Source organism: Micromonospora globbae (assembly GCF_003610785.1).
Taxonomy (GTDB): Bacteria; Actinomycetota; Actinomycetes; order Mycobacteriales; family Micromonosporaceae; genus Micromonospora; species Micromonospora globbae.
On the sequence record NZ_RAQQ01000009.1, the window covers coordinates 189,672 to 213,283 of the forward strand.

The 23,612-nt window shown below is 74.1% G+C and carries 21 protein-coding genes; 10 read left to right on the forward strand and 11 right to left on the reverse strand.

Translation table 11 applies throughout. The annotated features are described in order from the left end of the window. Positions 1-5: 5 nt before the first annotated feature. Positions 6-974, reverse strand: coding sequence for an alpha/beta hydrolase family protein (locus D7I43_RS14770; protein ID WP_120329056.1), 969 nt, complete (start codon positions 972-974; stop codon positions 6-8). Between the two features lie 105 nt (positions 975-1,079). Then, positions 1,080-1,967, reverse strand: coding sequence for an alpha/beta hydrolase family protein (locus tag D7I43_RS14775; protein WP_120329057.1), 888 nt, complete (start codon positions 1,965-1,967; stop codon positions 1,080-1,082). Positions 1,968-2,125: 158 nt separating this feature from the next. Between D7I43_RS14775 and D7I43_RS33050 the strand changes: the two genes are divergently transcribed. Further along, positions 2,126-2,299, forward strand: coding sequence for a hypothetical protein (locus D7I43_RS33050; protein WP_192902158.1), 174 nt, complete (start codon positions 2,126-2,128; stop codon positions 2,297-2,299). A gap of 128 nt (positions 2,300-2,427) precedes the next feature. On the opposite strand, the gene D7I43_RS14780 is transcribed toward D7I43_RS33050, so the two are convergent. From D7I43_RS14780 to D7I43_RS14790, 3 genes are read right to left on the reverse strand one after another with little or no spacing between them, the layout of a single operon-like run. Beyond that, a complete protein-coding gene (locus D7I43_RS14780; RefSeq protein ID WP_120329058.1) occupies positions 2,428-3,546 on the reverse strand; it encodes an acetate/propionate family kinase in 1,119 nt (372 codons plus the stop codon). Beyond that, entirely contained in the window at positions 3,543-5,627 is a 2,085-nt protein-coding gene (gene pta, locus D7I43_RS14785) for a phosphate acetyltransferase (protein WP_120329059.1), read from the reverse strand. The genes D7I43_RS14780 and pta overlap by 4 nt, the downstream gene beginning before the upstream one ends. Further along, complete coding sequence (locus D7I43_RS14790; protein ID WP_120329060.1) at positions 5,624-6,172, reverse strand: GNAT family N-acetyltransferase; 549 nt, start codon at positions 6,170-6,172, stop codon at positions 5,624-5,626. Before D7I43_RS14790 ends, pta begins: the two co-directional genes overlap by 4 nt. A gap of 48 nt (positions 6,173-6,220) precedes the next feature. Between D7I43_RS14790 and D7I43_RS14795 the strand changes: the two genes are divergently transcribed. The 3 genes from D7I43_RS14795 to D7I43_RS14800 all read left to right on the forward strand — a co-directional run bounded on the left by D7I43_RS14795 (position 6,221) and on the right by D7I43_RS14800 (position 9,846). Then, a complete protein-coding gene (locus D7I43_RS14795; RefSeq protein WP_120329061.1) occupies positions 6,221-6,790 on the forward strand; it encodes a TetR/AcrR family transcriptional regulator in 570 nt (189 codons plus the stop codon). A 133-nt stretch (positions 6,791-6,923) separates the two neighbouring features. Further along, a complete protein-coding gene (locus tag D7I43_RS32745; protein ID WP_158610099.1) occupies positions 6,924-7,646 on the forward strand; it encodes a hypothetical protein in 723 nt (240 codons plus the stop codon). Continuing rightward, positions 7,639-9,846 (forward strand): bifunctional polysaccharide deacetylase/glycosyltransferase family 2 protein, encoded by a 2,208-nt coding sequence (locus tag D7I43_RS14800; protein ID WP_120329062.1) that lies wholly within the window; start codon positions 7,639-7,641, stop codon positions 9,844-9,846. Before D7I43_RS32745 ends, D7I43_RS14800 begins: the two co-directional genes overlap by 8 nt. A gap of 31 nt (positions 9,847-9,877) precedes the next feature. Here the strand turns inward: D7I43_RS14800 and D7I43_RS14805 are convergent, their stop codons facing one another. The 6 genes from D7I43_RS14805 to D7I43_RS14830 all read right to left on the reverse strand — a co-directional run bounded on the left by D7I43_RS14805 (position 9,878) and on the right by D7I43_RS14830 (position 17,829). Beyond that, positions 9,878-10,918, reverse strand: a complete 1,041-nt coding sequence (locus D7I43_RS14805) for a glycoside hydrolase family 6 protein (RefSeq protein ID WP_240032963.1) — start codon at positions 10,916-10,918, stop codon at positions 9,878-9,880. Positions 10,919-10,953: 35 nt separating this feature from the next. Then, on the reverse strand, positions 10,954-11,133 hold the full coding sequence (locus D7I43_RS14810) for a DUF6104 family protein (protein ID WP_120329137.1): 180 nt from the start codon (positions 11,131-11,133) through the stop codon (positions 10,954-10,956). Positions 11,134-11,242: 109 nt separating this feature from the next. Beyond that, on the reverse strand, positions 11,243-15,001 hold the full coding sequence (locus D7I43_RS14815) for a multifunctional oxoglutarate decarboxylase/oxoglutarate dehydrogenase thiamine pyrophosphate-binding subunit/dihydrolipoyllysine-residue succinyltransferase subunit (protein WP_120329064.1): 3,759 nt from the start codon (positions 14,999-15,001) through the stop codon (positions 11,243-11,245). A gap of 269 nt (positions 15,002-15,270) precedes the next feature. Continuing rightward, complete coding sequence (locus tag D7I43_RS14820) at positions 15,271-16,083, reverse strand: ABC transporter permease (protein WP_120329065.1); 813 nt, start codon at positions 16,081-16,083, stop codon at positions 15,271-15,273. Continuing rightward, positions 16,080-17,018, reverse strand: a complete 939-nt coding sequence (locus tag D7I43_RS14825) for an ABC transporter ATP-binding protein (RefSeq protein ID WP_120329066.1) — start codon at positions 17,016-17,018, stop codon at positions 16,080-16,082. The genes D7I43_RS14820 and D7I43_RS14825 overlap by 4 nt, the downstream gene beginning before the upstream one ends. Positions 17,019-17,169: 151 nt before the next feature. Beyond that, positions 17,170-17,829 carry a hotdog family protein gene (locus D7I43_RS14830; protein WP_120329067.1) on the reverse strand — a complete coding sequence of 220 codons (660 nt, stop codon included), beginning with the start codon at positions 17,827-17,829 and terminating at the stop codon, positions 17,170-17,172. A 162-nt stretch (positions 17,830-17,991) separates the two neighbouring features. On the opposite strand from D7I43_RS14830, the gene D7I43_RS14835 reads away from it, so the two are divergent. The 6 genes from D7I43_RS14835 to D7I43_RS14860 all read left to right on the forward strand — a co-directional run bounded on the left by D7I43_RS14835 (position 17,992) and on the right by D7I43_RS14860 (position 23,558). Further along, entirely contained in the window at positions 17,992-18,759 is a 768-nt protein-coding gene (locus tag D7I43_RS14835) for a GNAT family N-acetyltransferase (RefSeq protein WP_120329068.1), read from the forward strand. Further along, complete coding sequence (locus D7I43_RS14840; protein WP_120329069.1) at positions 18,756-19,688, forward strand: lysophospholipid acyltransferase family protein; 933 nt, start codon at positions 18,756-18,758, stop codon at positions 19,686-19,688. Before D7I43_RS14835 ends, D7I43_RS14840 begins: the two co-directional genes overlap by 4 nt. A gap of 92 nt (positions 19,689-19,780) precedes the next feature. Further along, positions 19,781-20,593 carry a DUF4097 family beta strand repeat-containing protein gene (locus tag D7I43_RS14845; RefSeq protein ID WP_120329070.1) on the forward strand — a complete coding sequence of 271 codons (813 nt, stop codon included), beginning with the start codon at positions 19,781-19,783 and terminating at the stop codon, positions 20,591-20,593. Then, positions 20,590-21,222: a PadR family transcriptional regulator gene (locus tag D7I43_RS14850; RefSeq protein WP_120329071.1), complete on the forward strand. Its 633-nt coding sequence runs from the start codon at positions 20,590-20,592 to the stop codon at positions 21,220-21,222. The genes D7I43_RS14845 and D7I43_RS14850 overlap by 4 nt, the downstream gene beginning before the upstream one ends. A 75-nt stretch (positions 21,223-21,297) precedes the next feature. After that, entirely contained in the window at positions 21,298-21,999 is a 702-nt protein-coding gene (locus D7I43_RS14855) for a response regulator transcription factor (protein WP_120329072.1), read from the forward strand. Next, a complete protein-coding gene (locus tag D7I43_RS14860) occupies positions 21,996-23,558 on the forward strand; it encodes a sensor histidine kinase (RefSeq protein WP_120329073.1) in 1,563 nt (520 codons plus the stop codon). The genes D7I43_RS14855 and D7I43_RS14860 overlap by 4 nt, the downstream gene beginning before the upstream one ends. Positions 23,559-23,612: the final 54 nt, after the last annotated feature.

The following is a 23,612-nucleotide window of genomic DNA, read 5'->3' on the forward strand; positions in this document are numbered from 1 at the left end:
GCCGCTCAAAGGTGGTCGTCGAGCGTTCCCAGGCCGCCGCGGGTGGCTTCGGTGGCGATGCGTCGCTTCGCCGCCGCGTCCCCGTAGAGCGACCAGCGGAGGAACTCGACGGTGGTGTCGGACACCACCCGCAGCGCGTCGCCGTCGGTGAGCAACGCCCGCCCGTGGTCGCCGCGGGTGAGGCTCAGCATCGCCTTCGGCCACGGCACCGCGTCGTACGCGGCCCGGCCCGCGGCGTAGTCGACCACCTCGTCCAGTTCGCCGTGCACGAACAGTTGCGGCGCCGCCGTACCGGCGAACGCCGTGCCCACGCCCAACGCCGTGCCGGCGAGGACGACGCCGGCGTCCAGCCGCTCGTCGCGCCCCGCCGTGAACAGGCCGATCGTGGTGACCCCGCCGGCCGAGTGCCCGGCCGCCGCCACCCGGTCGGTGGCCAGCCGGCCGCGCAGCGGGTCACCGGGCCGGTCGTTCAACGCCAGGACCCGCGTGAGCGCGTACGACACGTCGGCCGGCTGGTTGAGCACGTCGAGCACGTTGCCGTCGGCGCCCCGGGAGGTGTGCGGGAAGGTCGGCGCGGCCACCACGAAGCCGGCCGCCGCCCAGCGGGTGAGCAGGATCGCGTAGTCATCCGGCTCGGCGTCCAGGCCGTGGCTGAACATCACCACGGGGAAGGCGCCGTCGGCCGCCGTCGCCTCGCGCTCCGGTCCGCCTCCGGCCGGCCCGGCCGCCGGGTACCAGATCGTCACCGGCAGCGGCCGGTTGCCGTCCCGGTTCAGCTCCAGTTCGCGTACGCCGACGGCGAAGCGCGTCCGGGGGGCCGTGCCGGTGGTCGCCCGCGGCGCCGGCGTGGCGCTGACCGACGGCGTGCCCGGCACCGTCGCCCGCTCGGCGGTCTGCGCCTTCCCCGAGCAGCCCGCGAGACCGACCACGAGCAGGGCGGCGGTGAGCAGGGCGGCAGGGCGGCGACGGGACATGAATCCGATTGTGCCCGGCCGGAGAGACCGGTAACCCGCCGTCAGCGTTCCGGTGCGGTGCGGATGGCCCGCAGCCGGGCGAGGTCGGCGGCGTGATGCCGGGGGTCATTGGTCGAGGCGGGACTCGTAGCGGGTGAGGGCCGGTGCCCGGGCGTCGGCGGGCAGACGGCGAAGGGCGTCCGCGTCGCCGTAGAGGCTCCAGCGGAGGAAGTCGGTGGTGGTGGCGAGGACCTGCGCGAAACCGGGCCGTCCGGGCACGAGGTACTCGCCGTGGCCCTGGCCGAGCACGCTGAGGAACGCGGCCGGGCCCGTGGTACGCCGGAACGCCGCGCGGCCCACCGCGAGCGGCACCACCGGGTCGGCGGTGCCGTGCACGAACAGCAGCGGGGCGGGCGGCCCCGCGAAACTGCCGGCGATCCCCCCACCGGCGATGATCACGCCGGCCCGCAGCCGTGCCGCGTGCCCGGAGGTGAACATCCCCGCGGTGGTGAACCCGCCCGCCGAGTGGCCGGCCGCCGCGAACCGGGCGACGTCGAGATGCCCGGCCAGCGGGTCGCCCCGGCGCCCGTCCAGCCGCACCAGGTGCCGGATCACCCGCCAGCCGTCGGCCGGCTGGTGCCGTACGTCGGCCCGGGTGAACCGCGCCGCGCCCCGTCGGGTGTGCGGGAAGGCCGGAGCGGCCACCACGAAACCGGCGGCGGCCCAGCGGGTGGTGAGCCCGGCGTGCAGTTCGGGGAGGCTGTCCAGCCCGTGGCTGTAGACGACCACCGGGAACCGCCCGCGGGCGACCTCGCCGCCCTCCGCCGGATACCAGACGGTCACCGGAAGGGGGCGCGCCGAGCCCGGGTCGAGGGTGAACGTGCGCACGCCGACGGCGTACGTCCCCTCGGGCGCCCGGCGCGTCGCCGCCGGCGCCCCCGTCCCGGCGGCGGCCGGGGCGCAGCCCGCGAGCAGCGCCGTCGTCAGCACGGCCAGCAGCCGCCTCGCCCCCACGGTTACACGGTAGGGGTCCGGCGGCGGCCCTCGTGCCCACCGTCCGGCTTCCGCCGGCCAACCCCGCGGCCCGGAGCGGGTCCGCCGGCCGGACGGCGACACCGGGAGCGGGCGGCCGCGGGCCGACCCCGTTGGACGGGCTTCGCTAGGGTCACGGCATGCCTGAGAACTACAGCGATCCGAGCGGCAACACCGAGGCGTTCCGCGCCTTCGCCCACAGCGCCGAGCCGGACGCCCCGGCCGGCACCGCCGGGCGGCTGCCGGTGGTCCTCGGCGCGGCCGTGGTCGCCGTCGTGCTGCTCGCCCTGGCCGTCTGGCTCGCCGTCGCCTGACCGTCATCCCGGCCTGGCCGTTGCCCTCGCCGTCGCCTGACCGCCGCCCCGGCCCCGCCGCTGCCCGGGCCGTGCGGGGTACGGCCGCCGATCCGACGCAGCCGCCGTGGCGCACGCCCCGCGACGGGTCAGGCGCCCTCGGCGACCACCTGGCGGGCCGCGCGGGCGATCTCGCGCTCCTCGTCGGTGGCCACGACGCAGACCGCCACCTCGGCCCCGTCGGGTGAGATGAGGCGGTCGCCGTCGCCGGCGTTGCGCGCCGGGTCGACCGTGATGCCGAGGCGGTCGAGGCCGGCCAGGGCGGCCTCGCGCACGGGCGCGGCGTGCTCGCCGACGCCCGCCGTGAACGTGATCGCGTCGACCCGGCCCAGCAGGGCGTAGTACGCCCCGACGTAGCCGGTGATGCGCCGGCAGTAGACGTCGAAGGCGAGGGTGGCCGCGGGATCACCGTCGGCCCGCCGGGCGAGCACCTCGCGCATGTCGTTGGCGCCGGTGAGCCCCAGCAGCCCGCTGCGGTGGTTGAGCAGGTCGTCGATCTCGTCCACCGAGAGCCCGCCCTCGCGGCGCAGGTGGAAGATGACCGTCGGGTCGAGGTCCCCGCTGCGGGTGCCCATGACCAGGCCCTCCAGCGGCGACATGCCCATCGAGGTGGCCACGCTGCGGCCGCCGGAGACCGCGCACGCGCTGGCCCCGTTGCCGAGGTGCAGGGTGATGATGTTCAGCGCGTCGTACGGGCGGCCGAGCAGGTCCGCCGTGCGGCGTGACACGTACGCGTGGGACGTGCCGTGGAAACCGTACCGCCGGATGCCGTACCGGTCGGCCGTGTCGCGGGCGATCGCGTACGTCGAGGCGGACGGCGGCAGCGTGTGGTGGAACGCCGTGTCGAAGACCGCGACCTGCGGCACGTCCGGCAGGGCCTCCCGGGCCACGGCGATGCCCGCGAGGTTCGGCGGGTTGTGCAGCGGCGCCAGCGGGACCAGGTCGCGGATCGCGGCCAGCACTGCGTCGTCGATGAGGACGGGGCGCTCGAACTTCTTGCCGCCGTGCACCACCCGGTGCCCCACGGCGGCCAACCCGGTCAGGTCCAGCCCGGCGAGGATGCCCCGGACGGCGCTCTCGTGGTCGGCCGGCCCGCCGCCCGGCTCGCCGATCCGCTCGACCGTGCCCTTGTCCCGCACCTCCTCGCCGTCGTAGAGCCGGTACTTCACCGACGACGACCCGCAGTTGAGCACCAGCACCCGGCTCATGAGACCTCCTCGGCCGTCGCGGCCGCCTGGATCGCGGTGATCGCCACCGTGTTGACGATGTCGGGCACCGTGGCGCCGCGCGACAGGTCGTTGACCGGCCGGCGCAGCCCCTGCATGACGGGACCGACCGCGACGGCCCCGGCGGAACGCTGCACCGCCTTGTACGTGTTGTTGCCGGTGTTCAGGTCCGGGAAGATGAAGACCGTCGCCCGGCCGGCGACGGGGCTGCCCGGCAGCTTCGTGGCGGCCACCGCCGGGTCGATCGCCGCGTCGTACTGGATCGGGCCCTCCACGAGCAGTTCCGGCCGGCGCCGGCGTACCAGTTCGGTGGCCGCCGCGACCTTCTCGACGTCCTCACCGGCGCCCGAACTGCCGGTCGAGTAGGAGAGCATCGCCACCCGGGGTTCGATGCCGAACCGGGCCGCGGTGCCCGCCGACGAGATGGCGATGTCGGCGAGCTGGGTGGCGTCCGGGTCGCGGTTGACCGCGCAGTCGCCGTAGACGAGCACCCGGTCGGCGAGCAGCATGAAGAAGACGCTCGACGCCACGGAGACACCCGGCACCGTCCGGATGATCTCGAAGGCGGGGCGGATCGTGGCGGCCGTCGTGTGGGTGGCGCCGGAGACCATGCCGTCGGCGTACCCGGCCCGCACCATGAGCGTGCCGAAGTAGTTGGGCTGCGCCACGACGTCGTGGGCCAGTTCCTCGGTGACGCCCCGGTGGGCGCGCAGTCGGGCGTACTCGGCGGCGAACGCGTCGCGCCGCTCGTCGGTGACCGGGTCCACGACGTGCGCGTCGCCGACGTCGACGCCCAGCTCTCGGGCCCGCCGGGCCACCTCGTCGGGCCGGCCCAGCAGGGTGAGGTCGGCGGCGCCCCGGCGCAGCAGGATCTCCGCCGCGCGCAGGATCCGCTCCTCGGTCCCCTCGGGCAGCACCACGTGGCGGCGCTGCCCGCGGGCGCGGTCGATCAGCTCGTTCTCGAACATCAGCGGGGTGACCCGCGCGGACCGGCTCACCCGCAGCCGCCGGGCCAGGTCCACGGTGTCCACGTGTGACTCGAACGCGCCGAGCGCGGCCTCTACCTTGCGCGGGTTGCCGGCGCTCAGGCGGCCCTCGATCCGGCTGGACGCGGCGACCGTGTCAAAGCTGTCCGTGGGTACCGAGAGCACGGCGAGGCCGGTGTTGAGCTGCTCGACGAGCCGCATGGCCCGCGGGTCGGGGCGCTCCCCGAGGGTGAGGACGAGCCCGGCGAGGGAGACCTGCCCGGCGACGTGGGAGGCGCTCGCCGCGACCAGCAGGTCGGCCCGGTCACCGGGGGTGATCATCAGGGCCCCCGTCGTCAGGTGCTCGAGCAGGGTCGGCACGTGCGCGGCGCCGACCACGTAGTCGAGCACGTCCCGGCTGAGCGCGGCGTCGTCGCCGGCCAGCACGGTCGCGTCCAGCGCCGCGGCCACCTCGGCCACCGTCGGCGCCGACACGGTCGGCACCTCGGGGATGGCGTACGCCGGCACGGGCAGCTCCGGCATCGTCATGGGGGCGGGCACCCGGTTGGCGACGACGGCGAGCACGGTGGCGCCCAGGTCCGCGAGATCGTGGTACGCGCCGCGGGCGGCCGCCGCGACGGCCGCCGGCTCCTGCTCGAAGCCGTCCACGACGGGCACCACGACGCTGCCGAACTCGGTGGCCAGGCGGGCGTTGAACGCGAGTTCGCGGGGCCGCGCCGGGTCGCCGGTGTCGTCGAAGTCGCTGCCCACCACGACGACCGTCGGGCAGTGACGCTCGACCGCCCGGTACCGCTCGACGATGCGGGAGATCAGCTCCTCGCGCCGGCCGTCGGCGACGAGCGTGGTGGCCTCGGCGTACGTGGCGCCGGCCAGCTCGGCCACCGGCAGGTCGACCCGGTAGCGCTCGCTCAGCAGGGCGAGGATCGGGTCCGGGCCGTTGCCGGGGACGAGCGGCCGGAACACGCCGATCCGCCCCACCTGGCGGGAGAGCAGTTCGGCCAGGCCGAGCGCGACTGTCGATTTCCCTCCGCCCGATCCCACGCTGGTGAGGTACACGCTCCGCGCCACGAACCTCACGCTACAAGATCGCGCTGCCCCGCGTCGGGGTCCTCGTGCCCGGGGCCGGTGCCGACCGGGGCCAGGTCCCGCTCGTACACCTGCCCGGTCAGGTCGGCGCCGAAGCTGCGGTGCGGCTCCTCGGCGACGAGCCGGAACCCCCGGGAGAGGTAGATCCGGCGCGCGGCGACCAGTGGGTGGTTGGTCCACAGCCGCATCCGGGCGTACCCGGCGCGCCGGGCGAAGGTCAGGCACTCGTCGACCAGCCGACCGCCGAGGTGGCGGCCCCGCGCGGCCGGGTCGACCAGCAGGATCCGGAGCTGGGCCGTCTGCTCGTCGGCGGCGACGCAGAACACGCAACCGACCCGCCGGCCGTCGAGTTCGGCGATCCACGCGGCCTCCCGGTCGGGATCGTGACCGGCCGCGTAGTCGGCGACGATGCGGGCCACGAGCGCCTCGAAGCTCGTGTCCCAGCCGAACTCGGCGGCGTACATCTCGCCGTGCGCCATCACCACCCAGCCCAGGTCGCCGGGGCGGTCGAGCGGACGGATGAGCGGCTCACCCATGGGGCACCTCCACTACTGAAACAGTCGTTTCAGTGGCAGAGTAGCGCTGTGACTCCTGACGAGCGACCCCCCAGCGCCCGCCGAGAGGAACTCCTCGAGCGGGCCTACCGGTACGCGCTGGAACACGGGCTCTCCGAGCTGTCCCTGCGCCCCCTCGCCGCGGCCGTCGGATCCAGCCCCCGGGTCCTGCTCTTCCTCTTCGGCTCCAAGGACGGACTGATCCGCGCCCTGCTCGCCCGGGCCCGCGCCGACGAGACGGCCGCGCTCGACCGGGCCCGGAACGCGGGCGAGGCGGGCGACGTCGGCGCTGCCCTGCGCACCACCTGGGAATGGCTCGCGGCCCCGGCGCACCGGCCGATGCTGGTCCTCTGGCTCCAGGCGTACGCCCGCTCGCTCAGCGAGCCGGACGGCCCGTGGGCGGGTTTCGCCCGGCAGACCGTGGCGGACTGGCTCGACCTGCTGGCCGCCCGCACCGGCGGCGACCGCGCCGCGACCGACGCCGTCCTCGGCCTGGCGGTCCTCCGCGGCGCGCTGCTCGACCTGCTGGCGACCGGCGACGTGGCCCGGACCACGGCCGCCGTGGAGGCGTACCTGCGCCGCGTCGACGGCCCGTCCTGACGCTCGCTAGCGGCGCCGACGGCCGGCCGGGTCGGACGGCCCGCCGCCCTGGGCGAACCACCTCGGCCGGCATCCATATCCCGGGGTGGGAGGCCCGAAGAGATGCGAGGTCGTCTCGCTAGACTCGCTTCCCGTGACCGACCGCCCGACCGCCGCGCAGGCCGTGCCGACCCAGCGTCCGAGCGAGGCCCCGGCCGAGAGTACGACGGTCGTGCAGTCGCCAACCGAAGCTCCGGCCGCCGTCCGGCGCGCCGCCGGGACTCCGACCGTCGCGCCGGCCGTGACCGACAGCCCGACCATCGTCATCCCGGCCGTGACCGACAGCCCGACCGTCCTCATCCCACCGGTCGTGGAAAGCCCCACCATGGTGATGGCCGCCGTTCCGCGGCTGCCACCGGTCTTCGTCGACCCGACCGGCCGGCGGCGGATGCGCCTGCGGCGGGTCGCGTACGCCTTCGGGCTGGTCGGGCTCGCCTACACGGGGCTCGTCGGCGCGAGCTTCGCGGGGGCGTCGGTGAGCCCCGGATCGGTGCTGCCGTTCGTCGAGTCGACGAAGCAGCCCTGGCAGCCCCCGCCGATGCCCGCGGTGGCGCCGACCGCCGGTCCGACCGGCCCCGCCGACCAGCGGCCCACGCCGACCCAGAGCCACGCGCGGACCTCCCCGGCGCCTGCCGTGACCCCGAGCGCCACCCGCGCCCGCACCACGCCGAGCCCCACCCGCGCTCGCGCCACCCCGCCGACCCCCACCCCCGCGGACGGACGGCCCGGCCGTCCCGCCGAGCCGCCGGACACCGGCCGCCCGGCGCCGCCCACGGTGTCCGACGCGGCGGCGGCCCTCCAGCTCGACCATGGCTGAGCGGCTCTCCACCCGGCCCACCGAGCCCGCCCGGCCGCCCCGGGTCGCCCGGCACGGCCGCGCCCGGCGGGTCGTGCCACCACCGAGCTGGACCGTGCTGGGGATGCTGCTCGTCGTCCTGGCCGGCGTCCTCTTCGTGGGCGCGTACGCGAACGCCGCCTTCGTGCCCGACCGCCAGCACACCGACCACGGCCAGACCCGGGTTCCCGCCGACGTGGTGGACGGCGGTCCCATCCTCACGGCCGCCGACGGCGACGTCCGCTCCTACCGGCTCCCGGCCCGGACCCTCGCGCTCACCTTCGACGACGGTCCCGATCCCACCTGGACACCGGAGATCCTGCGGGTGCTCGCGAAGTACGACGTCCCGGCCACGTTCTTCGTCATGGGGTCGCAGGTCGCCCGGCACCCCGGGCTCGTCCGGGACATGGTCGTCGCCGGGCACGAGATCGGGGTGCACACGTTCACGCACCCCGACCTGGCCACCCTGCCCGGCTGGCGCCGCCGGCTGGAGTACGCGCAGACCCAGCTGGCGCTCGCCAGCGCGGCCGGCGTCGAGGCAACCCTCGTCCGCTTCCCCTACTCGTCGTTCGCGAACGCCATCGACGATCACGACTGGCCGCTGGTGACCGAGGCGGGCGACCTCGGCTACCTCACGGTGCTCAACGACACCGACAGCCTGGACTGGGAACGACCCGGCGTGGACCGGGTGGTCGCCAACGCCGTGCCCCCCGGATACTCCGGCGCGATCACCCTCTGGCACGACGCGGGCGGTGACCGGGCGCAGACGGTGGCGGCGTTGGACCGCTACATCCCGCTGATGAAGGAGCGGGGCTACCGCTTCACCACCGTGACGGAGGGGCTGAACCTCGCACTCGCGGCGGCCGGGATCGACCAACGGGCGGTCGCGAACCCGCCGGCGTCGGGTGCGGACCGCTGGCGCGGCACGATCCTCGTCTGGGCCGTGCGGGGCGCCGACGCCACGCTGGGCCTGTTCGGGATCCTCTTCGTCGTCGTGGGCGTGCTCACCATCGGGCGTACGGTCATGCTGTTCGTCCTCGCGCTGCGGCACGCCCGCCGCCGCCGCTCCCGGACGTGGGCATGGGGACCGCCGGTGACCGATCCGGTGTCGGTGGTCGTGCCCGCCTACAACGAGAAGGAGGGGATCGCCGCGGCGGTCCGGTCGCTGGCCGGCGGCGACCATCCGGGCGGCATCGAGGTCATCGTCGTCGACGACGGGTCGACCGACGGGACGGCCGACATCGTGGACGCCCTCGGTCTGCCGAACGTCCGGGTGGTCCGGAAGCCGAACGGCGGCAAGTCCAGCGCCCTGAACACCGGCGTGGCGCTGGCCCGGCACGACCTGATCGTGATGGTCGACGGCGACACGGTCCTCGAGCGCGACTCCGTACGGCGGCTCGTCCAGCCGTTCGCCGACCCGCAGGTGGGCGCCGTGGCCGGCAACGTCAAGGTCGGCAACCGTACGAGCCTCATCGCCAAGTGGCAGCACATCGAGTACGTCATCGGCTTCAACCTCGACCGCCGCCTGTACGAGACGCTGCGCTGCATGTCCACGGTGCCCGGCGCCATCGGCGCGTTCCGCCGGCAGGCGCTGCGCTACGCCGGCGGGGTCAGCGACGACACCCTGGCCGAGGACACCGACATCACCATGGCGGTCGGGCGGGCCGGCTGGAAGGTGGTGTACGAGGAGACGGCCCGCGCGTGGACCGAGGCGCCCGCCACGATGGGCCAGCTGTGGAAGCAGCGCTACCGGTGGAGCTACGGCACCATGCAGGCGATGTGGAAGCACCGCCGGTCGTTGCTCGACCAGGGCGCCTCGGGCCGGTACACCCGCCGCTGCCTGCTGTTCCTCAGCCTGTTCGGTGTGCTGCTGCCGCTGATGGCGCCGGTGATCGACCTGCTGGCGATCTACGGCCTGTTCTTCCTCGACCGGACGGCGACGGCCATCGCGTGGCTGGTCATGCTGGGCGTGCAGTTCCTCACGGCGGCCGTGGCGTTCCGGCTGGACCGCGAGAAGCTGGGCGTGCTGTGGGTCCTCCCGTTGCAGCAGTTCGTCTACCGGCAGCTCATGTACCTCGTGCTGCTCCAGTCGGTCGTCACTGCGCTGACCGGCGGCCGGCTGGGCTGGCAGAAGCTGCGGCGCACCGGACTGGAACCGGCGGTGTCGAGCGGGAACGGCTGACGACGCCCCGCACCCCCGACGGCCGGCCCGGTCAGCGCGCGTTGCGGACCAGGCCGAGAGCGTACTGGGGCCACCATTCGCCGCCCTCCGGCTCGCCGGGGCGGCACGCGCCGTCCGACTCGCCCGGGTACTTGACCCACAGCAGCGCGTCCACCCGGTCCAGGCCCGGGTCGGCGGTCGGCTCCTCGCCGAGCGCCCGCCCGGGCGGATTGCACCAGCTCGGTGCGCCGTCCGCGGTCGCGTCCGGGTACGGGCCGTTGCCGTTGCGGCTGGTGTCGATCACGAACCGGGCGGCCCCGCCGAGGGCGTCGGAGATCCGGTGCCCGTAGCGGACGACCTCGTCGGTCCGGACGAAGTTCGCCACGTTGAGCGCGAACCCGTCGGCCTCGCCGACCCCGGCCTCACGCAGCGTCGCCGCGAGGGCGTTCACGTCGCCGATCCAGGCGGGGTGGCCGGCGTCGAGGTAGACCTGGGCGCTGCCGGTGCTCTTCAGGACCGCCACGGCGTCCCGGAGCAGCGCGAGCCGCCCGGGCACGTCGTGCGGGCAGCCCGAGACGGCGTCCGGTACCGCCCCGGGCTCGAGGACGACGATGACGGGCCGGCCGTTCACGCCGGACGCCAGATCGCGGATCCATCGCGCGTACGCCACGACGTCGCTGGCGCCCCCGTCGCCCTGCCGCCCGCAGTCCCGCTCCGGCACGTTGTGCGCCACCAGCACCGGCGTCTGGCCGGCCAGCTGCGCCTCTTCGAGGTAATCGTCCACCTCGTCGCGTACCGGGTCCTCCTCGCCGGTGAGCCACTTCGCGGTCGGGCGGGTGGCGATCTCGCGCAGCGCCGCGGCGTCGCCGGTCCGCCCCTGCGCCGCCAGGCGTGCCGCCTCCTCGTCGGCCGGGTTGTCCGGGTCGACGTAGAAGACCGGCGGCGGGGGCGGGGCGGCGGCCGTGGCGCCCGCCGCCGTGGTCGACGGGCGCGGCGGCGCCGGCTCGTCGCCGCAGCCGGCGAGGAGCAGGGCGAACGCGGCGCCGGCCACCACGGCCGATCGCCGGACGTGCGGGGGGAGAGGCGGTAGCACGGCGAACGTCCGTTCGTCGGGTGGGCGGACGGGGGTCAGTCCTCGTCTTCGTCGTCGAGGCGGGCGAGCCAGGTGGCGAAGCGCTCGACGGGGGTCTCGAACTCCGGGTTCAGGTCGACGAAGTCACGCAGGCGCTCGGCGAGCCACTCGACGCTCACCTGTTCGTCACCCCGGCGCTCGACCAGTTCCTCGATGCCGCGGTCGGTGAAGTACATCGGTCCGTCCTTGGTCCGGGCCCGGCGGGCGCCGGGCGGGGTGTCCACCGACGCGGCCGGGGCAGGGCCGTCCACGACGGCCCTGCCCCGGCTGACGACGGTGCTCAGGTCACGGGCGGGGGAGTGCCGCCTCGATCAGCGCGTTCTGCTCGACCTCGTGCATCTTGGCCGAGCCGACCGCCGGAGCGGCCGCCGCCGGGCGGGAGATCCGGCGCAGCCGCACGTCGGCCAGGTGCTCCAGCAGGTTCAGGGCGACGAACGACCAGGCGCCCTGGTTGGCCGGCTCCTCCTGCACCCAGGCGAAGTCCTCGGCGTTCGGGTACTGCGCCAGCGCGGCCCGGACCTCCTCGACCGGCATCGGGTAGAGCTGCTCGATCCGGATGATCGCGGTGTCCGTGATGCCCCGCTGCTGACGGGCCTGGTACAGGTCGTAGTAGACCTTGCCCGAGCAGAGCAGCACCCGCTTCACCGACTCCGGCGCCGGGGCGGCCAGGTCGGGCAGCACCGGCTGGAAGGTGCCCGTCGTGAAGTCCTCGACGGACGACACGCAGAGCCGGTGCCGCAGCAGCGACTTCGGCGTGAACACCACGAGCGGCTTCCGCTTCGGCGACAGCGCCTGGCGCCGCAGCAGGTGGAAGTAGTTCGCCGGGGTGGTCGGGATGGCGACCCGCATGTTGTCCTCCGCGCAGAGCTGGAGGAAGCGCTCCGGCCGGCCGGAGGTGTGGTCCGGGCCCTGACCCTCGTGGCCGTGCGGCAGCAGCAGGGTCACCGCGGAGCGCTGACCCCACTTGACCTCACCCGACGAGACGAACTCGTCGATGACCGACTGGGCGCCGTTGACGAAGTCGCCGAACTGGGCCTCCCAGCAGACCAGCGCGTTGACGTTCTCCACCGAGTAGCCGTACTCGAAGCCCATCGCCGCGTACTCGCTGAGCAGCGAGTCGTGCACGAAGAACCGGGAGCGCTCGCCGTCGCCGGTGAACGACTGGAGCGGGATGTAGTCCGCGCCGGTCCGCGCGTCGACGATCGAGGCGTGCCGCTGCACGAACGTGCCGCGGCGCGAGTCCTGCCCGGCGAGCCGGACGGTGACGCCGTCGTGCAGCAGGGAGCCGAACGCGATGATCTCGCCGAAGCCCCAGTCGATGTTGCCCTCGACCGCCATCTTGGCCCGCCGCTCGAGCAGCTGCTGGATGCGCTTGTGCGGGGTGAAGCCCTCCGGGAGGTTGACGTGCGCCTCACCGATGGCCCGGACGACCGAGGCGTCGGTGGCGGTGTCCACCTGCGGCTCCGGCTCATCCTCGCGGCGCGGCCGGCTGAGCTGCCGGGGCGCGGTGGCGGCGTCGCGCGTGGCCTTGAAGACCCGTTCGAGCTGGGCCTGGTAGTCGCGCAGCAGCTCCTCCGCGTCCTCGACGGTGATGTCGCCCCGGCCGATGAGCTCCTCGGTGTACAGCTTCCGGACCGACCGCTTCGAGTCGATGATCTTGTACATCTGCGGGTTGGTCATCGACGGGTCGTCGCCCTCGTTGTGCCCGCGCCGGCGGTAGCAGACCATGTCGATCACGACGTCCTTGTTGAACGCCTGGCGGTACTCGAAGGCCAGCCGGGCGACCCGGACGACGGCCTCGGGGTCGTCACCGTTGACGTGGAAGATCGGCGCCTGGATCATCCGCGCGACGTCGGTGCTGTAGAGGCTCGACCGCGAGTACTCCGGCGCGGTGGTGAAGCCGACCTGGTTGTTGACCACCACGTGCACGGTCCCGCCGGTGCGGTAGCCGCGCAGCTGGGACAGGTTGAGCGTCTCGGCCACCACGCCCTGGCCGGCGAACGCGGCGTCGCCGTGCACCGCGAGCGGCAGCACCGTGTAGCCCTCCAGCTTGAGGTCTATGCGGTCCTGCTTGGCCCGGACGATGCCCTCCAGCACCGGGTCCACGGCCTCCAGGTGGGACGGGTTGGCCACCACCGAGACCTTCACCGAGTGGGCGCCGTCCGGGGTCGTGAACTTGCCGTTCTGCCCCAGGTGGTACTTCACGTCGCCCGAGCCCTGCGTGGAACGCGGGTCCAGGTGCCCCTCGAACTCCGAGAAGATCTTCTCGTACGGCTTGCCGACGATGTTCGCCAGCACGTTGAGCCGGCCGCGGTGCGCCATGCCGATGACGACCTCGTCGAGGCCCCCCTCGGCGGCCGCCTCCAGCACCTCGCCGAGCAGCGGGATGAGCGACTCGCCGCCCTCCAGCGAGAAGCGCTTCTGGCCGACGTACTTCGTCTGGAGGAAGGTCTCGAACGCCTCGGCGGCGTTGAGCCGGTTGAGCACGTGCTTCTGCTCGTCCGGCGTGGGCTTCTCGTACTTGCGCTCTATCCGCTCCTGGATCCAGCGCCGCTCCTCCGGGTCCTGGATGTGCATGTACTCGATGCCGACGCGGCGGCAGTACGAGTCGCGCAGCACGCCGAGGATCTCGCGCAGCTTCATGCGCTGCCGGCCGGCGAAGCCGTTGACGGGGAACTCGCGGTCGAGGTCCCACAGGGTCAGCCCGTGCTGGAGGACGTCCAGGTCCGGGTGCTTGCGAATCTTGAACTCGAGCGGGTCGGTGTCGGCCATCAGGTGGCCGCGCACCCGGTACGCGTGAATCAGCTCGTGCACGCGGGCCGTCTTGTTGATCTGGCCCTCGGAGTTGACCGCCACGTCGCGCACCCAGCGCACCGGCTCGTACGGGATGCGCAGCGAGGTGAAGATCTCGTCGTAGAAGCCGTGCTCACCGAGGATCAGCTCGTGCATGGCCTTGAGGAACTCGCCGGACTGCGCGCCCTGGATGACCCGGTGGTCGTACGTGCTGGTCAGCGTGATGACCTTGCTGACCGCCAGTTCGGCGAGGGTGGCCTCGGACATGCCCTGGTACGGCGCCGGGTACTCCATGGCGCCGACGCCGATGATCGCGCTCTGCCCCTGCATGAGCCGCGGCATCGAGTGGACGGTGCCGATGCCGCCCGGGTTGGTCAGGGAGATCGTGGTGCCCGCGTAGTCCTCCATGGTCAGCTCGTTGCGGCGGGCACGCCGGACGACGTCCTCGTACGCCTGCCAGAACTGCCGGAAGTCCATCTGCTCGCAGCCCTTGATGGAGGGGACCACCAGGTTGCGGCTGCCGTCGGGGCGGACCAGGTCGATGGCGATGCCCAGGTTGACGTGCTCCGGGCGGACCATGGCCGGCTTGCCGTCGACCTCGGCGTAGGAGTTGTTCATCTCCGGGTGCTGGACCAGCGCCCGGACCATCGCGTACCCGATGAGGTGGGTGAAGCTGACCTTGCCGCCGCGCCCGCGGGCGAGGTGGTTGTTGATGACGATGCGGTTGTCGACGAGCAGCTTGGCCGGGACGGCGCGCACGCTGGTCGCGGTCGGCACGCTCAGCGAGGCGTCCATGTTCTGGACGATCTTCGCGGCGACGCCGCGCAGCGGCGTGGTCTGCGGGCCGGTGGCCTTCGGCGCGGCGGCGGCCGGCTTCGCGGGGGCGGGCTTCGCCGCCGGCTTGGCGGGAGCGGCCGGAGCCGCCGCGGCCGGCTTGCTCTCGGCCGGCTTCGCGGGAGCGGCCGCCGGCTTGGCGGGAGCGGCCGCCGGCTTGGCGGGGGCGGACTGCGTGACGGTGGCGACCGCCTCCTGCTGCTCGGCGGGCTCCGGGGCGGCGGCCGGGGCCGGCTTGCCGTCCGGTCGTGGGGTGGCCGCGCCCGGCGCCGGACGGTAGTCGGCGAAGAAGTCGTGCCAGGCCGAGTCGACGCTGTTGGGGTCGGCGAGATACCGCTGGTACATCTCCTCGACGATCCACTCGTTCGGGCCGAAACCCGCCAGTGGGTTCTCCTGCGAAGTCTGCTGGGTCGACACGGCCGCTAATCGCCTCTTTCACGCCGGTTCTGGTGTGGCACGCGGGCCCGCCCGGCCCTGTGTCAGAAGCCGGTGCGGGACGCCCCAAGGCTACGCCGTACGGATCCCCCAGGCATTTCCGCCTCCGTCGGGTGTTCCGTTTCACAGAAGATGCCAGAAGTTCAGTAAGCGCTGCGTGTCCCATTGACTCCTGCTATGACCGACGGCCCCGCGGGCGCTGGTGGGACACCACCGCCGCGGGGCCGTCGTGACCTGGCCGGACGCGCAGGTCAGGCGATGTCGCGCCGTCGGGTGATCAGGACGCCGGCGACGCCGCTGACGATGGCGTAGCCGACCAGCACGAGGGCGCCCACCCACCAGGCGGGCACGAACTCCGACTGCCCCTCGCTGATCATCACCTGGGACGCGACGGCGGGCCAGATCACCTGCCACTTGAGCACCGCCTGCGAGTCGAGCAGGTTCGACAGGAGCAGGAACAGCAGGCCGACCACCTGGGTGCCCACGAGGTAGAGCACGGCCGCGGTGATGACGGCCCCGAGCTGGTTGGTGATGAGCGTGCCGATGCCCACCCCGAGGATCGTCCAGATCGCGTACGCCAGCAGGTTGAACAGCAGCGCCCGCTGCACCGGCCACTCACCGAGCTGCGTGCCGTGGTCGTTGAGGGACAGGAACGTCGCGCCGGCCACGAGGTCGATCACCGTGGTGGCCAGCCAGAACAGGAAGCCCAGCAGGCTCGCGGCGGCCAGCTTGCCGAGGATCACCGACGTCCGCCGCGGCGTGGCGAGGAACGTCGTGGTCGCGGTCTGGTGGAAGAACTCGTTGGTGACCATCAGGATGCCGATGAGCATCACGAACATCAGCCCGAGGTACTGACCCGAGGTGTAGATGTTCGCCGCCTGCGCGGCCGGGGTCGCCTGCTCCCCGCTCACGCCGAGGGTCTCGGCGTCGCCGCCGAGCACCGTGCTGGCCATCCACGCGTTGAACGCGAAGGCCAGGGCGATCGACACGAACGCGCCGACGGCGAGCCACCACCAGGTGCTGGTGGTGCGGATCTTGAGAAGCTCGGCTCGGACCAGGTTCATCGGATCCCCGCCTTTCCGGCCGTCAGCTCCAGGAAGACCCCTTCGAGGTCGGGCCGTTCCGTGGTCAGTTCGTGCAGTTCGACGCCCGCGCCGAGGGCGGCCCGGCCGACCGTCGGGGCGTCCACGCCGGTGACGATCAGGGCGCCCTGCCCGTCGGCGTCCACGGTGGCGTTCTGGGCCTTGAGCGCGGTGACGAGGGCCTCGGCGTGCGGGGTGCGGACGCGGACCCGGGCGCCGCCGTGCGTCATCGACCCGATGACCTGCTCGACCGGCCCCTGCCGGACGAGCTGGCCCGCCGCGATGATGACCACGTCGTCGGCGAGCAGCTGCATCTCCGACAGCAGGTGGCTGGAGACCAGCACCGTGCGTCCCTCGTGGGCCAGGCCCTTGAGGAACCCGCGCATCCACCGGATCCCCTCCGGGTCCAGCCCGTTGGCCGGCTCGTCGAGGATGAGGACCCGCGGGTCGCCGAGCATGGCCGCGGCGATGCCGAGCCGCTGCTTCATGCCGAGCGAGTAGCCCTTGAACTTCCGCTTGGCCGCGGGGGTCAGCCCGACGAGGGCCAGCGCCTCGTCGGCGCGCCGCTTCGGCAGGCCGGCCGCCGCGCAGATCACCCGCAGGTGGTTGATCCCGGTGCGGCCCTTGTGCGCGCTGGACGCCTCCAGCACCGCGCCCACGTGCCGCAGCGGCTCGGTCAGGTCGGCGTACCGGTGTCCGCTGATGGTCGCCGTGCCACTGGTCGGCGTGACCAGGTTCAGCAGCATGCGCAGGGTGGTGGTCTTCCCGGCGCCGTTCGGGCCGAGGAAGCCGGTCACCCGACCCGGCTCGATCGTGAAGGACAGGTTGTTGACCGCCCGGACGTTGCGGTACTGCTTCGTCAGGCCGGACACCACGATCTGACCGTCACTGGTGGGGCTTCGCTGCCCGTCAGACATCGTTCTCCTCCCGTGCGGGTGGCGTCGAGGTACGCCGTTGCACAGCGTGACGGGCGAGCGCAACAAGGTCAATCAGGCGTGGTCCGTACCCGCGCCTCCACCTCAGGCAGGAGTCGCGTCCACCTCGCGGACTAGGAGACGCCGCCGGCGGTCACCCCGCGGCGGGCGGCAACGCGACCCAGGTGGCGCGGGCGCAGGCGAGCAGCGTGCCGTCCGGACCGTAGAGGCTGGTGTGCACACTGGCCTTGCGCCCCTCGACGTCGACGGTCGCGCCGGTCACCACGCAGTCGTCACCCGGCCGGGGGAGCGCGTCCACCCGCGCGGCGATCCGTCCCAGGACGTACGGCCGGCCGGGGGCGATCACCGACCAGCCGCCCGGGCAGTCCAGCGCGGCCCAGACCGTCGCCTCGGTCACCTGCTCCGGGACGTGGAACGGGGCGGCCGTCCGGCCGTCGGGCAGCCGGCCCGGGAAGATCCGCAGCCCGTCGGCCCGGTCCGGGCCGCAGACGTAGCAGCCGGGGAAGGGGTGCGCGACCAGCCCGGGGTACGCGGCCGACGCGGCTGTCGCGGTGGGCAGGTCGACCGGCGGCACCACGGCGTCCACGGCGTCGGTGGGGCGCACCTCGGCGACCACGAGCCCGGCCGGGTTCCGGACCTCGCCGTCGGCGAGGACGAGGGGCGTGTCCAGCGGGGGCGGGCGGCGCAGCGTCACCTCGACCGGTCCGGGTCCTCCCGCGGCGGCGAACAGCCCGGCGCTCCAGCCGCCGTTGCCCGAGCCGGGTGGCCCGTTGTAGCGGGATCCGATGCGCATCGCCTGACCTCCCCGGGTACGCGGCCCGGCGCCACCGCCGGGTCCCGCCCGGCAGCCTCGCACGCCCGGCACGCCGACCGCACACGGGTGGCCGACCGGCGTTCACCGGATCGACACTCCTCGCCACCCGGGCCGGCAACCCCGGGGACCTACACAGGTCCCATGGCCGTTCTGCACGCCGCTGGGGCACCCCTGACGACCAGCGGTTACACCCTGCTGATCGCCGACGACCCGACCCAGGTCGCGGCCGCGCAACGCCTCCGCCACGAGGTGTTCGCCACCGAACTCGGCGCCACGCTGCGCCCGGACGCCGAGGGCCGGGACGTGGACCCGTTCGACCCGCACTGCGACCACCTGATCGTCCGGCAGGAGAGCACGGGAGCGGTGGTCGGCACCTACCGGCTGCTCCCGCCCGGCCGGACCGACCGGCGGTACGCCGACACGGAGTTCGACCTCGCCGCGCTCGCGCCGCTGCGCGACGACCTCGTCGAGGCGGGCCGCTCCTGCGTCCACCCCGACCACCGCACCGGCGCCGTCATCACCCTCATGTGGGCCGGCATCACCCGCTACCTGCACCTGCGCGGTTCCCGCTGGCTGGGCGGCTGCGCCTCGGTTCCGGTGGGCGACGGCGGCCGGGCGGTGGCCCAGGTGTGGGCGCGGGCCCAGGCCCGTCACCTGGCGCCGCCGCCGCTGCGGGTGCGCCCCCGGCGGCCCTGGTTCGCCGAGGCGCCGGCCGGGGTGACCCCGCCGGCGGACGGCAAGGGCGAGCTGGTTCCGCCGCTGCTGCGCGGCTACCTGCGGCTCGGCGCGTGGATCTGCGGCGAGCCGGCGTACGACCCGGACTTCGGGGTGGCCGACTTCTACGTGCTGCTGTCCCTGGACCGCATGAACCCCCGCTACCTGCGGCACTTCCTCGGGGAACAGCGGTGACCGCCGGGGCGGACGACCTCTGGCGTCCCGCGTCGGGCTGCGGGCCGGGGTGCCTGCCCGCGCCGGGGGAGGTGCCCGCCGTCGGGGTGGCCCGGCGGGCGGGCCGCCTGCTCGCGGGTGCGGGGATGCTGCTGCTCGGCACCGGGTTGGCCGTGCTGCTGCCGGTCCTGCCCGAGCGTGACGGGCAGGCGGCGGTGCGCGCCTGGGCGCGGGGGACGCTGCGCGCCTTCGGGGTGCGGCTGGCGGTCCGCGGCCGGCCGCCGCGCCGGCGGGCCCTGCTGGTCGCCAACCACGTGTCCTGGCTGGACGTCCTCGTGGTGCTGGCCGTCGCGCCGGCCCGGCTGGTGGCCAAGCGGGAGGTCCGGTCCTGGCCGCTGGTCGGGCTGCTGGCCGGCGCCGCGGGCACCGTCTTCGTGGACCGGTCCCGGCCGCGGCAGCTTCCGGCGGTGGTCGGCCGGGTCGCCGACGCGCTGCGGGCCGGCCGCCCGGTGGCGGTCTTCCCGGAGGGTACGACCTGGTGCGCCGGGGACGGCGCGGCCGGCTGCCGGCCGCGCCGCGGTTTCCGCCCCGCCGTGTTCCAGGCGGCGGTCGACACCGGCGCCCCGGTCGTGCCGCTGCGGATCGGCTACCGGTGCACGGCCAGCGGGGCCGCGACCACGGCGGCCGCGTTCCTCGGCGAGGAGACGCTGGTGCGCTCGGTACGCCGGGTGGTCTCGGTGCGGGGCCTGACCGTCCACGTGACCGTGGCCGCCGCGCTGCACCCCGGTGTGGACGCGGACCGGCGGTTGCTCGCCCGGGCCGCGGAGTCGGCCGTGCACCTGGTCCCCGTACCGTCGCGCCCGCTGGCGGCGGTGCCGTCGCCACGCGGCGGCGTCACGGAGGCGGCGGGGAGCCCTGGCGGGGTCCGGGGGCTCGACCTGGTGGCCTGAGCACTCGCGACAGTCTTGCCGTATCGCGATGTATCGCGTTAGGGTCCTCCCGTGGGGCGCGCCGCTGGCGCGTCGCCGGAGGGGAGGACACGATGACCGGTTGGACGGTCGACAGCCCGCAGCGGCTGACCCTGGACGGGCCGGTCACCCGGCTGGACGTACGCCTGTTCAGCGGCCGGCTGAACGTCGTGGCGACCGACGGGCCGGCCCGCGTCGACGTGTCCCGGGTCGGCCGCCGCCCGGTCCTGGTCGAGCACCACGACGGGCGGCTCAGCGTACGGCAGGAGCGGAACTGGCGGTGGTTCTGGCCGTTCGGCCTCTGGCCCCGCGTGGACGTCTCGGTGGCCGTCCCCGCCGACTCGGCGGCCGACCTGCGCCTGGTCGACGGTTCCCTGGTGGTCTCGGGCCTGCGCCGGCACACCCGCGTCGACGTGACCTCCGGGCAGATCACCCTCATGGGAATGCGGGGGGTCACGTCCGCCAAGATCGTCTCGGGGCCCGTGGAGGCCCTGGGGGCGGCCGGGGAACTCACGATCGAGACGGTCTCCGGCGAGGTGATCCTCGCCGACAGCGCGGCCGGCCAGATCCGGGCGCAGACCGTCTCCGGGGCGATCACCTGCGACCTCGACAACCCGCGGCGCAGCGAGATCCGGCTGCACACGATCTCCGGCAGCATCACCGTCCGGGTCCGCGAGGACAGCGACCTGGCCGTGCGGCTGCACACCACGTCCGGCCGGATCACCAGCGGCTTCCCCCAGGTGCGGACGACGTCGACGATCGGCGCGGTGTCCGACAGCGAGGGGGTGCTCGGAGCCGGCGACGGTAAGCTCTGGGCGTCCGCCACGTCGGGCAGCATCGCGCTGCTCGCCCGCCCGGTGGACGACGACGAGGAGGAGCTGCCGTGACGTCCGTGTTCAGTCACGGGCGGCTCCGGCTCTACCTGCTCAAGCTCCTCGACGACGGCCCGAAGCACGGCTACGAGCTGATCCGGCTCCTCGAGGACCGCTTCCTCGGCCTCTACGCGCCGAGCGCCGGCACCATCTACCCCCGCCTGCAACGGCTCGAGGCCGAGGGCCTGGTGAGCCACACGGCCGCGGGCGGGCGGAAGACGTACGAGATCACCGAGGCCGGCCGCGGCGAACTGCGGCAGCGGGCCGACGAGCTGGCCGCCCTGGAATCGGACATCGCGGCCTCGGTGGAGGATCTCTCCGCCCTGGCCGGGGAGATCCGCAGCGAGGTACGCGGCTCCGTCCGCGACCTCAAGCGGGAGCTGCGCGAGGCGGCCCGGCAGACGCGGCAGCGGCGGAGCCGGTGGGAGCCGTCGTACGCCCCCGCGCCGCCGTTCCCGCCCGGTCCGCCGCCCCGGCCCGAGACCGGCGACGCGGTGCTCACCGAGTTCGACGAGCGGCTGGCCGCCTTCGCCGCCGAGGTGGGGCGGCTGGTACGCGCCCGCCGGTTCACCGACTCCCAGGTGCGGACCGCCATCCGGCTGCTCGACGGCGCCCTCGACGGGCTCCGCCGGCTGCTCCGCTGAGCCGCCCCGCTGCTCACAGGGTTTTTGCAGGAAGCGTCCAGCGCGGGCGCAGCCGGGTCACGGATGATGGGGCACATGCCCGCTACCCAGACCGAGGCGCGACTGCTCGTCGTCGAGGACGACCCGAACATCCTCGAGCTGCTCTCCGCGAGCCTGCGCTTCGCGGGGTTCGACGTGGCGACCGCGACCAGCGGCAGCGCCGCGCTGACCGCCGCCAAGGACCACCGTCCCGATCTGGTGGTGCTCGACGTGATGCTGCCCGACCTCGACGGCTTCGAGGTCATCCGGATGCTCCGCGAGGGCGGCACCCGTACGCCCGTGGTGTTCCTGACCGCCCGGGACGCCACCGACGACAAGATCCGCGGTCTGACCCTGGGCGGCGACGACTACGTCACGAAGCCGTTCAGCCTGGAGGAGCTGACCGCCCGGATCCGGGCCGTGCTGCGCCGCACCGCCAACGGCGAGCAGCCGCCGTCCCGGCTGACCTTCGCCGACCTCGAACTCGACGAGGAGACCCACGAGGTCTACCGGGCCGGCCAGCGGGTGCAGCTCTCGCCGACCGAGTTCAAGCTGCTGCGCTACCTGATGCTGAACGCCAACCGGGTGCTGTCCAAGGCGCAGATCCTCGACCACGTCTGGAACTACGACTTCCGCGGTGACGACAACATCGTCGAGTCGTACATCTCGTACCTGCGGCGCAAGGTCGACAACACCCAGCCCCGGCTCATCCACACGCTCCGCGGCGTCGGGTACGTGCTGCGCAAGCCGGCGGCGTGAACGCCGTCGACCAGGCGAAGGGGCGGCTGCGGAGCGTACCGCTGCGGGTGAAGCTGGTCACCGCGGTCCTCACGCTGGTCGCCCTCGCCCTTCTCGTGATCAGCTCGCTGACCACCTTCTTCCTCCGCAGCTACCTGATCGGCCAGGTGGACTCCCAGCTGCGGGGAGCGAGCCAGACGCTCGGCGATTTCATCCCGCAGCTGAAGACCCGCCAGGTCACCGCCATGCTGCCCAGCCGCTACGTGGTGGTGCTGGCCGAGCCCGGCGGGGTCACCCAGCCCAGCTACGACCCCACGTCCCTGCAGTGGAAGCAGTTGCCGACCTTCCCCACCGACGTGTCGGGCTTCGCCGCACAGGAGGGCGAGCCGCACACGGTCACCTCCCAGGACCGCCGGATCCGCTGGCGCGTGTACTACGCGGCGGTGCGGGGCAACCCGGACCAGGTGCTGGCCGTCGGCCAGCCGCTCACCGACGTCGACCGGGCGGTGACGCGGCTGGTCTGGATCGACCTGCTGGTCGGTGGCGCCGTGCTCATCCTGCTCGCCTCGATCGGCGCGGCCATCGTCCGCACCAGCCTGAAACCCCTCGTCGAGATCGAACGCACGGCCGCCGCCATCGCCGGCGGCGACCTGACCCGGCGCGTGCCCGACCCGGAGGAGGGGCAGGAGTGCCCGACCTCCGAGCTGGGTCGGCTGTCCCGCGCGCTGAACGCCATGCTGACCCAGATCGAGGCCGCCTTCACGGCCCGCGCCGCCTCCGAGACCGCCGCCCGCTCGGCCGAGGCCGCCGCCCGGGACGCGGCCGCCGCCGCCCAGGCGTCCGAGGCGCGGGCACGGCGGTCGGAGGAGCGGATGCGGCAGTTCGTCGCGGACGCGTCGCACGAGCTGCGTACGCCGCTCACCACGATCCGCGGCTTCGCCGAGCTGTACCGGCAGGGGGCGGCCCGCGAGCCGGAGCAGACGGCCGGCCTGCTGCGCCGCATCGAGGACGAGGCCGCCCGCATGGGCCTGCTCGTGGAGGACCTGCTGCTGCTCGCCCGACTCGACCGGGAACGGCCGATCTCCCTGGCCCCGGTGGAGCTGCCGGTGCTCGCCGGTGACGCGGTGCAGGCCGCCCGGGCGGTCGCACCCGACCGCCGCATCGAGCTGGAGATCGAGCCGGGCTCGGGCCCGCTCGTGGTCCTCGGGGACGACGCCCGGCTGCGGCAGATCATCGGCAACCTCATGACGAACGCTCTGACCCACACCCCGCCGGACGCCTCCGTGACGCTGCGGCTGCGTACCGAGCCGGGCAACCTGGCCATCGTGGAGGTGGCCGACACCGGCCCCGGCCTCACCCCGGAGCAGGCGGAGCGGGTCTTCGAGCGGTTCTACCGGGCCGACGCCGCCCGGACCCGGCGGGCCGGCGGCAACACCGGCACCGGGCTCGGCCTGGCCATCGTGGCGGCGCTCGTGAGCGCGCACCACGGCACCGTCGAGGTGGCCGAGACGCCGGGCGGCGGGGCCACGTTCCGGGTGCGGCTGCCGCTGGTGCCGGAGGCCGAGACCGACGGCGAGTGACTTTCAGCCAACTCGCAGGCCAGTTCCAGGCTGATCGCAGAGGCGCGGGAGAAG

Bases quoted from the DNA above. Each gene is read 5' to 3' on its own strand.
- D7I43_RS14770 (WP_120329056.1), bottom strand. From the start codon at position 974: ATGTCCCGTCGCCGCCCTGCCGCCCTGCTCACCGCCGCCCTGCTCGTG.
- D7I43_RS33050 (WP_192902158.1), top strand. From the start codon at position 2,126: ATGCCTGAGAACTACAGCGATCCGAGCGGCAACACCGAGGCGTTCCGC.
- D7I43_RS14780 (WP_120329058.1), bottom strand. From the start codon at position 3,546: ATGAGCCGGGTGCTGGTGCTCAACTGCGGGTCGTCGTCGGTGAAGTAC.
- D7I43_RS14790 (WP_120329060.1), bottom strand. From the start codon at position 6,172: ATGGGTGAGCCGCTCATCCGTCCGCTCGACCGCCCCGGCGACCTGGGC.
- D7I43_RS14800 (WP_120329062.1), top strand. From the start codon at position 7,639: ATGGCTGAGCGGCTCTCCACCCGGCCCACCGAGCCCGCCCGGCCGCCC.
- D7I43_RS14810 (WP_120329137.1), bottom strand. From the start codon at position 11,133: ATGTACTTCACCGACCGCGGCATCGAGGAACTGGTCGAGCGCCGGGGT.
- D7I43_RS14820 (WP_120329065.1), bottom strand. From the start codon at position 16,083: ATGAACCTGGTCCGAGCCGAGCTTCTCAAGATCCGCACCACCAGCACC.
- D7I43_RS14825 (WP_120329066.1), bottom strand. From the start codon at position 17,018: ATGTCTGACGGGCAGCGAAGCCCCACCAGTGACGGTCAGATCGTGGTG.
- D7I43_RS14830 (WP_120329067.1), bottom strand. From the start codon at position 17,829: ATGCGCATCGGATCCCGCTACAACGGGCCACCCGGCTCGGGCAACGGC.
- D7I43_RS14835 (WP_120329068.1), top strand. From the start codon at position 17,992: ATGGCCGTTCTGCACGCCGCTGGGGCACCCCTGACGACCAGCGGTTAC.
- D7I43_RS14845 (WP_120329070.1), top strand. From the start codon at position 19,781: ATGACCGGTTGGACGGTCGACAGCCCGCAGCGGCTGACCCTGGACGGG.
- D7I43_RS14855 (WP_120329072.1), top strand. From the start codon at position 21,298: ATGCCCGCTACCCAGACCGAGGCGCGACTGCTCGTCGTCGAGGACGAC.